Source organism: Paenibacillus sp. 1182 (genome assembly GCF_017833915.1).
Lineage (GTDB): Bacteria > Bacillota > Bacilli > Paenibacillales > Paenibacillaceae > Paenibacillus > Paenibacillus polymyxa_D.
On record NZ_JAFICR010000002.1, the window covers coordinates 548,879 to 563,078 of the forward strand.

Below are 14,200 nucleotides of genomic sequence, written 5' to 3' on the forward strand. Positions count from 1 at the left end.
TCCTATAGTATGAGTGTAGACAAAGCTAGATCAGGCGTGGAGGTAATTAAATTGCCTAAATTAATATATATTTAGTCTCTGTGAGGACTATTTAAAAAGCATCAAATACCATAATATAATAAAACAGTGTAGAAAAGGGGTTGACCATCATCCAATTTATTCATATAATTTCTAGTATATTGTAATTGATTATCGAGGAGGGTGATTTTTTAAAATCATCTGAATATGCCGGGGGTGTTTTTATTGGAAAATGCAACCACGATTCGTTCGGAAATTGAGAAAGAATTAAAACTTGGTGGCTACACGTTTAATAGTTTTGGACAAGCTACGGGGCTTAACCGGGGCATATTTAGTGCGATGCTTAACGGAAATCCACCTAAACCTATTTCTGTGAGACAAATGGACTTGATTACCAAAGCCTTTAATTATCCAGAGGGCTGGTTATACGACCTGTATGTGGATGAATGTTTTTATGATGGAAGACCACATTGGAAAAGGGTCAAGCCGTTCCTGATTCGTTGTGTTGAAGTGGGGAACTTGCGATGTGTTGAGAAAGTGCTTTCACGCTTAATGGAAGATCTTAACCACATTCCAACGATCTTTGCTTTGGCAGAGGAGTTATACGAAGGGGGGAAGCTGCAAGAGGCAATTCCTTTCTATGAATGTGTCATTGAAAATGAAAAGTATCAGCATTCTGAGAGATTGGCGATAAGCCATTATAAATTGTTTGTTGCTTCTGTGGGTCAAGATCTGGAGAAAAATTTGGAATCTGTTCTGAGATTTATTCCTTATCGTAATCGCTTACCAGAGAGTTATCAGCTAGATGGGCTTTTAAAAATTATCAATATATATTTTTATCTACATAAATGGGACAGCGTTAAGAAGTATGGAGATGAGTTGTGTACTCTCGCCAAAACTGTTTATTTAAATCGATATGAAAATAATAATACTAAAAGACGTGTTAAGGACGAATTTAAAACAGAGAAAAATCTTGTTTTCTATTACGGCTACGGATATTTATCTAAATCTACAGCTCTCCAAAAAATGGAGAAATTTGAGGAAGCACAATCTTATATTAAATATTACGCGGATTTAAGTTGGTTCAAAGGACTTAACTCAGAAGGTGAGCAATATGTAAAGATGTTCAGCCTTTGGGCAAAGGCAAACTCTTATACACTTGATATGCTTTTAGGAAAAAGAGATGTTTTAGTAGAATATATTTCTTTTCTCAATCAACATCCGGAAGAAAAATTATCTGGTCTTTTAACTATCTTGGAATCAGCTAACAAATATAACTTCTCGGTAGATTATGTACTTGAAAGTTTTTCAGCAGAGATTGATCAGTTCAAGTTTCTTGATGATGTAAAGAATAGAAACTATTATTGTTGTTTTTTATATCAAAGGGCAATTTATGAGTATAGAAGTAATAGCTTGGAGAAAGGAACAAACTATGTTCTAGACTGTCTTGCACTTTCATTGATTAGTCGGAATGATAGTGACTTTAAACAATGTGTTGCGTTGTTTGAGGTTTACAGAGAATTTGCTACTTATGAACAAACAAAGAGATACGAAAATATAATTAAGGAGGTGAATATCTATGAAAAAAGGTTATTTAGTGGTACTAGCCTTAGGTATTCTATTTTTTAGTATATTCCCTTTCTATAATCCAAGCAGTGTAGAAAGTTCTAATGAAATTATATTATTTAATCATGGCATGGGTTGAATTTGTATAGATGTGTATAATTCATAGAAGAGAACCACCGTTCTCGAAGCCAATTCCTATGGATTGGCTTTTTTGATTTATCCCGTTAAAGGGATGAATTGGGTTTTATTATATTTTTAACCTGTGGGGAAGGTATCAGCTTGTAAACTAATGTAAATACCACACCGAACAGGAGGTTTATTGATGTGAAATGGAAACAATTGGAGGAATGCATCGAAGAAAAGCGGAAGGAACTAAATGATTTGGCGAATGAGGTGGGATTGAAGGATCGGCGGGTGTTAATCAAGTCCATGGAGTTAGATCGACTTCTTAATAAATACAGCGACTGGAAATATAGCTATCGTAGACAACAGAGCATCCCCCAAAGTTCACAAATACAAGAGAAGCAACACGAGCTTGTCCTATCTTATTAATCTTCAAGCATCATGACAAGATAGAATCTAACTTCACCAGGGCTTCTAATACATAGTGGGATATAGAATAAACAAAATAATCTCTATTGCATCTCGTACGCTGCTCTTATCCACGTTGTTCGTACGGTTTATTGTTCTGCGTCTACATCAGGCGGAAGCCATGTATTAATGATGAATATGTATCAAAAAAACCTCCCGATTCACGTTATTACGTGACTCAGGAGGTTTTTGGGTTTTACTGTTGAAGTTGGCGTAGTACGGTGATTTCGACACGGCGGTTTTTTTGTCGTCCAGCTTCGGTGCTATTGTCACCAACCGGTCGGGTATCTGCATAACCTGCATACTGAAATCCTGAGGGTGAAAGTTGCTCTCGGTCGAGAAAGAATCGGAGTACAGACAGTGCCCGTGCGCCGGAAAGCTCCCAGTTATCCTTATACATCGATGAGTTCGATGAGCGCGTGAACGGAATGTTGTCCGTATGGCCCTCAATGCTAATCGGTGTTTTCAAATCTCGAAATAGACTGGCCAACTTGGATAGTGTGTTGGCAGAGCCTTGCTTGAGTGCAGCTCTACCTTGATCGAATAAAAAGCGGTCATTCAGCGTAATGACAATACCACGCGGCTGGTCTGACACAAAAATCTGATTTTCCAGTTTGTTGTCCGTAATATATTCTTGAATGACACCCATTAAATTTTGCAGCTCTTTTTCCTGCGTGCGGAATGCTTGTTCACGTTCGGTAAGCTTTGTCGATCCAGTTTCCTTTTTATCGGCTGCTGGTTGCTTGGTCGTGGGTGGATTCTTGCTGGTATAACGATCGGCAGTACCTGTAATGCCCGAGCCTTGCTCCAAAATAGAATCTCCCTTGTGGAACGTATCCTGAAGGGATTGAACAACGACATCGTATTTTTTAGCATCCAAACTACTCATGGCATACATCACAACGAAAAATATGAGCAGCAGGGTGATTAGATCGGCATAGGTAATCATCCAGCGGTCACGATGGTCTCCGCCGCCTCCTTGACCCCCACGGCGCTTACCGCGCGTTCTCATGGAAGTCCTCCTTTGGAGATGCGTCCTCAGTGCGTGAGCGACGAGGCGGTTTGCGATCTATATTTTGCTCTGAGCGGATAAAGAACTCCAACTTTTTGCGTACAAGCTTTGGATTCTCTCCGTTTTGGATAGCCAGAATACCTTGCAGCAGTAAATCCATCGTGATAATTTCACTCTCACTGGCTGCTCTTATTTTGGATGCGATGGGCAGAAAGATCAGATTGGCGCTAGCAACGCCGTATAGGGTTGCGATAAAGGCAACAGCAATGGACGGACCAAGCGCAGTAGGCTCGGTCAGGCTGCCCAGTACATGGATCAGGCCCATGACAGTACCGATAATCCCCATCGTAGGGGCATAACCGCCTGCGGATTCAAATATTTTGGCGTACCCCTCATGTTTGTGTTCAATGGCATCTAACTCAAGCTCTAAAATCTGTTTGATCTGTTCCTGCTCGGTGCCGTCGATGACCAACTGAAGACCTTCGCGCAAAAATGCATTCGGATGCTCTGACGAAATACGCTCTAGCGCAAGCACACCGGATCGGCGTGAGGTGGCAGCCATGGAAACCAAATCTTCTATATATTGCTCCGTAGGATTGTCCTCACGGCTAAATGCCATCCGTAGAGCGGTGGGGATCGTCTTCAGCTTGGAAGCGGGGTAGCTGATCACAACTGCGGCGAAAGTTCCCCCAAATACAATGAGAGCCGATGTACCTTGAAGCAGCCCGGTAAATTCGCCGCCTTCCCATAAGAAGCCACCGATTAATGCTATGATTCCTGCGATGATGCCCAATACGATGGTGATATCCAAAATTTAATTCACTCCTATTCAAGACTTATCGTTTGCATCCGCAGTAAGAAAGAGGTATAATACGGGAACAAACATTCTTATCCAACCATATTTCCCAAGTATCATTGCTCGGGAAATATCGACATAGAGTTACAGGTAAAGACGTTAAAGCTCGACTGGTGTAAAATCATGATGTTTCCATTTTAGACGATAAGGGTGATGCAGGGCAATGAGTGATATCGTTGTTAGCGATAAGACTTTTGAAATTCAGTCGGAATTCCAACCTCAAGGCGATCAGCCCCAGGCCATTTTTGAATTGGTAGAGGGAATTGCAGAAGGAAAGAAGCATCAAACGCTATTGGGTGCTACGGGAACAGGTAAGACGTTTACCATCGCACAAACCATTGCCAAGTTAAATCGGCCTACGCTGGTTATTGCACATAATAAGACTTTGGCTGCTCAACTGGCGAGTGAGTTTAAAGAATTCTTTCCGAATAACTCCGTCGATTATTTTGTCAGCTACTATGATTACTATCAACCGGAAGCATACATCCCGTCTTCCGATACGTATATTGAGAAGGATTCCAGCATCAATGAGGAGATTGATAAACTTCGCCACTCAGCGACAAGCTCTCTGTTTGAGCGTCGTGACGTTATTATTGTAGCGAGTGTCTCCTGCATTTATGGTTTGGGTTCGCCGAAAGAATATTCAAGTCTGCTGCTTTCGCTTAGAGTTGGCATGGAGAAACCCCGCAATCAGATTTTGTCCCGCTTGGTCGATATTCAATATCAGCGGAACGATATCAACTTCGTGCGGGGTACTTTCCGTGTACGGGGGGATGTTGTTGAAATATTCCCGGCTTCCCATGGGGAACATGCTATACGTGTAGAACTATTCGGGGATGAAATTGAACGAATTACCGAGATTAATGTGCTTACAGGTGAATTGATCGGTGAACGTGATCATATTGCTATTTTCCCGGCATCTCACTTCGTTACTCATGAGGATACGATGAAGGTAGCATTGGTCAACATTGAACGTGAGCTTGAAGAGCGGTTAGCAGAGTTGAAGGAGCAAGGGAAGCTGTTAGAAGCGCAACGTTTGGAGCAACGTACCCGCTATGATATCGAGATGATGAAAGAGGTTGGTTTTTGTTCCGGTGTCGAGAATTATTCAGGTCCACTGACATTCCGTGAGCGAGGAGCAACACCATATACGCTAATGGATTATTTCCCGGATGATATGCTGATCGTCATTGACGAGTCCCATGTTACATTGCCGCAGATTCGTGCCATGTATAACGGTGACCAAGCACGTAAGAATGTACTGGTGGATCATGGTTTTCGTTTGCCGTCTGCATTGGATAATCGCCCGTTGAAGTTTGAAGAGTTTGAGGACAAGGTAAGTCAGATTATCTATGTATCAGCTACTCCAGGACCCTATGAGATGGAGAAGTGCGAAACGATGGTGCAGCAGATTATTCGTCCTACCGGGCTTCTTGATCCGATTATTGAGGTGCGTCCGAGCAAGGGGCAGATTGACGATCTTATTAATGAAATACGGCTTCGCATAGAACGTGAAGAACGGGTGCTGGTGACCACACTTACGAAGAAGATGTCCGAAGATTTGACTGACTATTTAAAAGAAGTAGGCATCAAGGTCCGGTATATGCACTCCGAGATTAAGACGTTGGAGCGGATGGCTATTTTGCGGGATCTTCGTCTAGGGACCTTCGACGTGCTAATCGGGATCAATCTTTTGCGGGAGGGTCTTGATTTGCCGGAAGTATCTCTGGTCACGATTTTGGATGCAGACAAAGAAGGCTTCCTGCGTTCTGAGCGCTCTCTGATACAGACAATCGGACGGGCAGCACGGAACAGTGACGGTCGTGTTATTATGTACGGCGATAAGATTACCGATTCTATGGATAAAGCGATAAAGGAAACGGAACGTCGGCGTGCGATTCAAATTCAGTATAATGAAGAACATGGGATTACCCCGCAAACCATACGTAAAAAGATTCGTGATGTTATTGAAGCAACTAAGGTGGCAGAATCGAAGAATGATTACCTTCCTAATGAGACGGGTAAACTTTCCAAGAAGGAGCGCCAATCACTCATTCAGCGTCTGGAAGCAGAGATGAAAGACGCCGCCAAGAACCTACAGTTCGAGCGGGCAGCCGAGCTGCGTGATGCTTTGCTGGAGTTGCGAGCTGATTAAACATTGAGAATAAGCTAGAAGCAAAACATATGAAAATAAAATGTTTGATTGCTTTGCTTTTAAAAATAGTGAGGGCGGCCTATGTGGTCGTTCTCTTTGCGATATATCACTTCCATGGGATAATCCAATGCGATATAGCATGACGTGAACTACGGCTAAGGAGATGAAACATTTGGCGAATGAAAGCATCATCATCAAAGGCGCACGCGCGCATAATCTCAAAAATATTGACGTGACGATTCCACGGGACAAGTTCGTCGTCCTGACAGGGCTTAGCGGCTCAGGTAAATCGTCACTGGCTTTCGATACGATCTATGCGGAAGGGCAGCGGAGGTATGTGGAATCTTTATCTGCGTATGCCCGTCAATTTCTCGGGCAAATGGAGAAGCCGGACGTTGATTCGATTGACGGTCTGTCTCCTGCCATTTCCATTGACCAAAAAACAACAAGTCGGAATCCGCGTTCTACTGTCGGAACAGTTACCGAAATCTATGACTACCTGCGGTTGTTGTTTGCCCGGGTGGGTCATCCTCATTGTCCTGAACATGGCATTGAAATCACGTCACAGACCGTCGAACAGATGGTAGACCGCATTTTGCAGTATCCTGAGAAGACACGACTGCAAATCCTAGCTCCATTGGTATCGGGTCGCAAAGGTGAGCATAAAACACTGTTTACGGATATAGCCAAGCAGGGCTTTGTGCGGGTACGTGTGAATGGCGAACTGCGTGAATTGTCTGAGAAGATTGAGTTGGAAAAGAATAAGAAGCACTCGATTGAAGTGGTCGTAGACCGCATCGTTGTCAAGGAAGATGTGCGTGCGCGTCTGTCTGACTCTATTGAGACGGCATTGAATCTTTCAGGCGGGCAGTTGCTTGTAGACATTATGGGGCAAGAGGAGTTGCGGTTCAGCTCCAACTTTGCATGTCCTATTTGTGGATTCAGCATAGATGAACTGTCTCCGCGGATGTTTTCCTTTAATAGTCCGTTCGGCGCTTGCCCGGATTGCGATGGGTTAGGAGTTAAAATGGTGGTTGACCCTGATTTGCTCATTCCCGATCCTGAAAAAAGTGTGGAAGATGGGGCGTTTCAGGCTTGGAGTGGGGGAACTTCCACTTATTATCCTCAATTTTTACAGTCAGTATGCGAGCACTACGGTATTCCACAGGACATTCCTGTTAGTCAATTGACGACAGAACAAATGAACCTCATTTTACATGGAACGGGTGAGCAGAAGATCCGTTTCCGCTATGAAAATGATTTTGGTCAACGTAAGGAAGCCTATGTGACCTTTGAGGGGATTATCCCCAACTTGGAGCGTCGGTATCGTGATACGGCTTCTGAGGGCATACGTGAATTTATTGAAGGCTTTATGAGTGCAAAGCCATGTAACACCTGTAAGGGACATCGACTGAAAAAAGAAAGCCTGTCGGTAACCATTCAAGAGCGCAATATTGCTTATGTAACAGCCCTGTCTATCGGTGAAGCCTCAAACTTTTTCCATACACTGGAGCTGAGTGAGAAGGAGAAGTCGATTGCCAATCTCATTTTAAAAGAAATTAACAGCCGACTGGGATTCCTCGTTAACGTGGGTCTGGAATACCTGACTTTAAGCCGTGCGGCAGGCACGTTGTCAGGCGGTGAGGCACAGCGTATCCGATTGGCGACACAGATCGGGTCCAGTCTGATGGGTGTGCTTTATATTTTGGACGAGCCTAGTATCGGGCTGCATCAGCGAGATAATGATCGTCTGATTAGTGCTTTGGAGCATATGCGGAATCTTGGCAATACCTTGATCGTGGTGGAGCATGATGAAGATACGATGATGGCGGCGGACTATATCATTGATATCGGGCCGGGAGCTGGAATCCACGGTGGGATGATTATGTCGCAGGGGACCCCGCAGGAAGTTATGGAAGACCCGAATTCCTTAACCGGGCAGTATTTGAGCGGACGCAAGTTCATTCCGGTCAATACCGAGCGGCGCAAGCCTGCTGATAAGTGGCTGGAGATTCGCGGAGCTAAGGAGAACAATCTCAAAAATGTGAATGTCAAAATTCCGTTGGGTGTTTTCTCGGCTGTTACTGGTGTATCCGGCTCTGGAAAATCGACGCTGGTCAACGAAATTTTGTACAAAACGTTGGCGCGTGATCTGAACCGGGCGAGAGTGCGTCCAGGGCAGCACAAAGAAATTCGCGGGCTAGAGCATATCGAAAAGGTTGTTGAGATCGATCAATCGCCAATTGGCCGTACACCGCGTTCCAATCCTGCAACGTATACTGGTGTATTTGATGATATCCGTGACTTATTCTCGCAGACGAACGAGGCCAAAGTACGAGGCTACAAGAAAGGCCGCTTTAGCTTTAACGTTAAGGGAGGTCGTTGTGAAGCTTGTAGAGGCGACGGCATCATCAAGATTGAGATGCATTTTCTGCCAGATGTGTATGTTCCATGTGAAGTGTGCAAAGGCAAGCGTTACAACCGGGAGACCCTGGAGGTTAAATACAAAGGAAAAAGTATTGCCGATGTGCTGGAGATGACGGTAGAGGATGCGACGGAGTTTTTTGAAAATATTCCGAAGATTCATCGCAAGATCCAGACGCTGATGGATGTAGGTTTGGGGTATATCAAGCTGGGTCAGCCTGCGACTACCTTGTCTGGCGGTGAAGCACAGCGTGTGAAGTTGGCCTCCGAATTGTATCGTCGCAGCACAGGCAAAACCATTTATATTTTGGATGAGCCGACAACTGGTCTGCATGTTCACGATATTGATCGATTATTGACGGTGCTGCATCGTTTGGTTGATTCAGGAGAGACGGTGCTGGTCATTGAGCATAATCTGGATGTGATTAAAACAGCCGATTATCTGATTGATTTGGGACCGGAAGGCGGAAGTGGCGGTGGAACGATCTTGGCTACCGGGACACCGGAGCAACTCGTGAAAGTCGAAGAATCCTATACAGGTCGATACTTAAAGCCGATCCTTGAACGGGATACAGAGCGTAGCCAAGCGCTTCAGACAGTCGATCTATAGATATCGTTTAACGTACGCTTTAAAAGCCCTGCACAGGCAGGAAGGCAGAATACGAACTACTGTATTTATGCCTTCGCCTTGGCAGGGCTTTATTTTTTTTGTAAAAAAAGAAAACTTTTATCAAATTCCTGCGTTAAAGCATGTGACACGTAGTTTACCAAGCGCTGGGATAATAAATCTATACGTATATTCATCGACAGAAAGTCTCTGAGTAGTCTCTAAATTTTGGAGTTTTGGATGTTTAGGTTCGGACTTGAAGAGGTAAATATATAAATCGTCATAGCATCATACAAAGTTCCGTGCCCACGTGACACCATTACAAGTTGAAGCGAAACCGTCTCTAGTTTTATCACATCTAAGGTTCATACAACATCTCTGAGGAAGTCATGAAGGGAGCTGGAACGCTTGAAGGTTAAGCAAAGTAGAGTTTTACGTACACGTGTGTATACATGGGCAGCAGGAGCTGCTTTGGCGGCATGCTTGATGGGATATAGTGCTGCACCGTCCTATGCCTCCGAGGTGTCCGAGGCGTTTGTGCCCAAACAAGCCGAAATCGAAACAAGTGCGGCCATTGGCAGTATTAAGGATTTAGGAAACGCTCACAATTACATTCAACCCACAGCAAATGGTGGGTTTTTAACGCTGAACGTCGAGGACGATACAGAAGCAAGTGTAGTACACGTCACATATGGCAAGCTGGACAGTTCTGTGGAGGCTGTATGGAAACATCAGCAGGATCTGAACGTACAGCCTGGAACAAGCAGCAGGGGAGTCCAGCGGGAGACGTCGGATGGTGGCTTGCTGTTTCTGATTGAATATACAAAACCGAACGGAATACGAGAGTTGCAGGCTTCACGATTGGACGAGGATGGAAACACCTTGTGGTCCAAAACATTACCCACAGATGGCTTGATATCTCATGGGGAGGATTCTCAGGTTGGCTTGGAGCCACTGGAGGATGGCGGTTTCCTGGTCTCCTATCTGAACCTTGCGGAACAGTCCTTCACTGTACTCAAATACACTGAAACTGGCGATATACAATGGAATCGAACGACGGCCGGAGTGACCTCGGGTTGGCTGGTCGGCAGTCACAATGGATATTATGCGCTTTTGAACAGCTCAGATGGTCCCGTGGGGGTACAAGCAGATGTATATGGTCGCGATATCCGTGACATCCATCTGGACTTGGGATCAGGTAAAGAAATTGCCGCAGTACGTGAGTTGCCGAGCGGTCATATTGCTGTAACAGGGCTTAAAGGAAACAGCAAGCGTACACAGGTGCTAAGTAATAGTCTGCAATTATTTAGCAATACAGCGGACTACGGGGCTGACCAGGTGTATCTGCCTGAGGAGCAGCTGTATGTCCAGTTCAGTGATCAATATGATCCACTGGGGAAAACGACGAAGATGCATGGCATCACCATTACAGGCTTGAAAGAAAACGGTACGAAGGTGTGGGAAACGAGGACTCATTATAAGGAGGACAATTCCTTCGGCATCCGGTATGATACGGGATTGATATATAAGATACCTTCAGGCTACGCGGTGGTGACATCTACAACAGGCGCTCATAAACCGACAGTGCTTGATTTTGCAAAAATATTGATACCGGAGTAATCCGGTGTCTTTTTTTTGTGAAAGTGAGGGAGACGATATTGCGGGGCTGTATGGCGATAAGAAACAGCCTGCTTGTATATGGGATACAAGCAGGCTGTTAATAGGCTCTATATTTAGGATGCAACGTGGCTGGACTGTAAAATGGCAGACAGCTTTTCCTGGAAAGTCGGAATACCTACACGCTGTACATATGCGTAAAAGCTTTCGCCAGCGCTCCTGTTTTCTTTGTAGAACAGAATGAGCTCCGCCAGCACAGGTCCAACCTGATCCCCACGTACGCGACCTTTGAGCGCCTTGTTAAACTGGGCGCCTGCCCCAAGCGCTCCGCCGACAGCGATGTCGAACGCGTCGACCAAGCCTTCCGGTGTCTTTATGAGCGAGCCTTGCAGACCGATGTCCGCAATATGCTTTTGACCACAGGAATTTGGGCAACCGATAAAATGAATGCGCACCTTTTCATCCAATTGTACGTGCTGATCCAAATACTCGGCAACGTCAACCGCCCGTTTTTTGGTTTCCACAATCGCCAGATTGCAAAACTCATTTCCTGTGCACGATACCGTACGACTCATAAAATGCTTGGGTCGTGGTGTCAGGCGTTGCAGCACGGGAGCTTCCAGTAGTTCATCCACTTGCTCATCCGGCACGCCGCTCAGCAAAATATTTTGCGACATCGTGGTACGAATCTGACCATCGCCATAGCGGTCAGCCAGTTCGGCCAGTTCATGCAACTCGTCAGCGCTAAGGCGACCGACAGGCACGTTCAGACCGACATAGTTCAGGCCTTTTTGGGCTTGAGGATGCACACCGTCAAAATAGGCGGCTTGCCAGCCAATCGTTTTGTCCTCGCCTCTTCCGGGCATTTCACCGATATACTCGGTGAGCTTAGCCAGAAATTTGTCTGGGCCCCAATCGACAACGAGGAATTTCAAGCGAGCATGGTGCCGCTTTTCCCGATAGCCGTAATCACGGAAAATGGTGGTGACAGCAATAGCAACCTTCAGCACTTCCTCTGGACGAACAAACAAATCCAGAGACTGTGCCATATGCGGCTTGGCGGACAAACCTCCACCAACCATCACATGGAAGCCGATCACTTCTTTTCCGTCGAGGATCTTGGTGGCCGGAGTGAAGGACAGGTCGTTAATTTCAGCCTGTGCATTGTTGTACGTATTACCGGAGATAGACATTTTGTACTTACGCGGCAGATTGGAGAAGTCTCGATTTAATAAGAAAAAACGGTTTACTTCATCTACAATCTCTTGGGTATCCACCAATTCATTGGGATCAATACCAGCCAGCGGATTACCGACAATGGTACGCGGGCAGTCTCCACAGGCTTCGAAGGAATACAAGTTGACTTTTTCCAGTCTTTCAAAAATATCGGGCAAGCTTTCGACTGTCAGCCAGTGGAATTGAATCGCCTGGCGAGTGGTGACGTCCACAAGACCGCGTCCGTATAGCGCGGATATGTCTGCCAGTGCATGTGCTTGTGCTGAAGTCATGATCCCTGTGTTGATGCGGACTCGCATCATGAAATGACCATCCTTGGGCTTTTGCTGATATACCCCAGCCCATTTGAAACGATCCATATCGTCCGCAGAGATCGAGTCATAGCCTTCGTTGGCATAGTTTTCAATAATGGTACGGATAACGTCGAGACCGTCCTTTTCCAGCTTGACTAACTCGAATTTGTTAAGCTTATCGGGATGAGCGTTCCAGATTGGTTCGTAGGCCATTCTTTTAACCTCCTGTAGGTGCTTATTTATACTTTAGTGTTTTGGATAGAGGACTCATGATTTTATTCTTTATTTCCGACAATAAAACTAAGATATAATGTGATGGTATCATAGTTGGTTATGCCCGTAAATGAAGGAATGACCTAAACGGTATAACGATTATTTATCGTTTTTGCTTATTTTTTTGATATAAGGATTTGGAAAATTTATAATATAAATAGCATGAGAGGACAGGGATGCAGCAAACGGCGCCTTTTAGAAAAAGATAGGGCTTAAAGCGATTGTATACGTGTCCCCTCTATGGTAGATTTGGACTAACTGATAGAACAGGGTCATGTAAGAGAGGGAATGGTGAGTATATGCGTAAGATGGGGAAAAGGGCAGTTGTTCTGGCTTTGGGCAGCGCTCTATGTGTTTCTGGTACGGCAGGTGCAGCCAGCAGTGGGACTGCGTTAAAGGCCAAAGTCATTAATGGTGGGGTCTATGTTAACGTAAGCGATATGAATAAGGCATTAGGAACCAGCGGCGCATATAACAGCGCAAATGGTACATATACGTTATCGGCCGGTCGTGTGCCGCAGGTGGTTAAAAATGTATCTCCTTCTGTGGTCGGTATTATTGGCCGTTCAGCCACGGGAGAGACCGTAGCAGGAGGAGATCGATACAACCTGGCTCACGGCACGGGTGTCATCATTCGTACAGATGGATGGATTGTGACGAATGCGCATGTTATCGAAGGATTAGGTGATGCCGTGGTCGTAACCTCGGACGGAAAATCTTACGGAATCACCGACAGCTATAGCGATCCGATCAGTGATTTGGCATTAGTTAAAATCAAGGCAAGCGGCCTCAAACCCGCTACCTTGGCAGCTTCAACGAACAGTCTACAGGTAGGGGAGCAGGTAGTGGCTATTGGTACGCCTATATCCTTTTCACTTCGCAATTCGGCAACCTCAGGTGTGGTTAGCGGGCTGAACCGTGGTGTCAACGCTGCTTATCGTTTGATCCAAAGTGATACCGCGATCAATCCTGGTAACAGCGGCGGTCCGCTGGTCAATCTCAAGGGTGAGGTCATTGGGATCAATACGATGAAATTCTCGGCGGTCGGCATTGAAAATATGGGCTTTTCGATTCCGGCGGATACGGTGAAATATGTCATCGGCCAATTTTTCAAATACGGAGAGGTTCGGCGCGCTAGTCTTGGTCTAGGGCTGGAAGAAAGCTGGTCAGCTATCGTCGGATTACCTACCGAGGATCCTTTGAAAGTTACGAAAATTACTTCAGCCAATGCCGTTCAGGCCAAAATCAAGGAAGGCGATGAGCTGTATAGTATTAACGGTAAGCGTGTAGCTTCCGCTATTGATGTCAATGAACTGCTTAAAAACTATCAACCAGGTCAAACGGTGAGTGTACTTATGCAGTCTGACGGTGATATTGTGAAGCGCAAGCTGGTACTGACACAGGATAATGGTGAAATCTATGAGTCCATTCAGTCTGGAGAAGATAGTGAAGATTCGAACGGTTCGGAAGCCGCTGAAGATGGTGGTGTAGCGCCTTCTAAGGAAGCATCGGAGCCAGCTCAAGGAGCAACTACTGGAAAGTGAACAATAAT

9 protein-coding genes are annotated in these 14,200 nt (G+C 45.3%); 6 read left to right on the forward strand and 3 right to left on the reverse strand.

What is annotated here, in order from left to right; translation table 11 throughout:
• The first annotated feature begins 243 nt into the window (after nt 1-243).
• Complete coding sequence (locus tag JOD82_RS05455) at nt 244-1,647, forward strand: DNA-binding protein (protein WP_185156346.1); 1,404 nt, start codon at nt 244-246, stop codon at nt 1,645-1,647.
• Nucleotides 1,648-1,908: 261 nt separating this feature from the next.
• Nucleotides 1,909-2,136 (forward strand): aspartyl-phosphate phosphatase Spo0E family protein, encoded by a 228-nt coding sequence (locus tag JOD82_RS05460; RefSeq protein ID WP_023990607.1) that lies wholly within the window; start codon nt 1,909-1,911, stop codon nt 2,134-2,136.
• Between the two features lie 235 nt (nt 2,137-2,371).
• Here the strand turns inward: JOD82_RS05460 and JOD82_RS05465 are convergent, their stop codons facing one another.
• Complete coding sequence (locus tag JOD82_RS05465) at nt 2,372-3,187, reverse strand: flagellar motor protein MotB (RefSeq protein WP_039271420.1); 816 nt, start codon at nt 3,185-3,187, stop codon at nt 2,372-2,374.
• The gene (locus JOD82_RS05470) at nt 3,171-3,998 is read right to left on the reverse strand and encodes a flagellar motor protein (protein WP_029514537.1); all 828 of its coding nucleotides are present in this window, start codon (nt 3,996-3,998) and stop codon (nt 3,171-3,173) included. Before JOD82_RS05470 ends, JOD82_RS05465 begins: the two co-directional genes overlap by 17 nt.
• A gap of 208 nt (nt 3,999-4,206) precedes the next feature.
• Here JOD82_RS05470 and uvrB point away from each other — a divergent pair, with 208 nt between their 5' ends.
• From uvrB to JOD82_RS05485, 3 genes are all read left to right on the forward strand, one after another.
• Nucleotides 4,207-6,198 (forward strand): excinuclease ABC subunit UvrB, encoded by a 1,992-nt coding sequence (gene uvrB / locus JOD82_RS05475; protein ID WP_029514536.1) that lies wholly within the window; start codon nt 4,207-4,209, stop codon nt 6,196-6,198.
• Between the two features lie 172 nt (nt 6,199-6,370).
• Entirely contained in the window at nt 6,371-9,232 is a 2,862-nt protein-coding gene (gene uvrA / locus JOD82_RS05480) for an excinuclease ABC subunit UvrA (RefSeq protein ID WP_029514535.1), read from the forward strand.
• Between the two features lie 405 nt (nt 9,233-9,637).
• Nucleotides 9,638-10,849 carry a hypothetical protein gene (locus JOD82_RS05485; protein ID WP_029514534.1) on the forward strand — a complete coding sequence of 404 codons (1,212 nt, stop codon included), beginning with the start codon at nt 9,638-9,640 and terminating at the stop codon, nt 10,847-10,849.
• Between the two features lie 113 nt (nt 10,850-10,962).
• Here JOD82_RS05485 and JOD82_RS29825 read toward each other — a convergent pair whose 3' ends face one another.
• Entirely contained in the window at nt 10,963-12,588 is a 1,626-nt protein-coding gene (locus JOD82_RS29825; protein ID WP_039271414.1) for a nitrite/sulfite reductase, read from the reverse strand.
• A 359-nt stretch (nt 12,589-12,947) separates the two neighbouring features.
• Between JOD82_RS29825 and JOD82_RS05495 the strand changes: the two genes are divergently transcribed.
• Complete coding sequence (locus JOD82_RS05495; protein ID WP_029514532.1) at nt 12,948-14,192, forward strand: S1C family serine protease; 1,245 nt, start codon at nt 12,948-12,950, stop codon at nt 14,190-14,192.
• Nucleotides 14,193-14,200 lie beyond the last annotated feature (8 nt).

Excerpts from the sequence above, each read along its gene's own strand:
- JOD82_RS05465 (WP_039271420.1), bottom strand. The coding sequence starts at position 3,187 with ATGAGAACGCGCGGTAAGCGCCGTGGGGGTCAAGGAGGCGGCGGAGAC.
- uvrB (WP_029514536.1), top strand. The coding sequence starts at position 4,207 with ATGAGTGATATCGTTGTTAGCGATAAGACTTTTGAAATTCAGTCGGAA.
- JOD82_RS29825 (WP_039271414.1), bottom strand. The coding sequence starts at position 12,588 with ATGGCCTACGAACCAATCTGGAACGCTCATCCCGATAAGCTTAACAAA.
- JOD82_RS05495 (WP_029514532.1), top strand. The coding sequence starts at position 12,948 with ATGCGTAAGATGGGGAAAAGGGCAGTTGTTCTGGCTTTGGGCAGCGCT.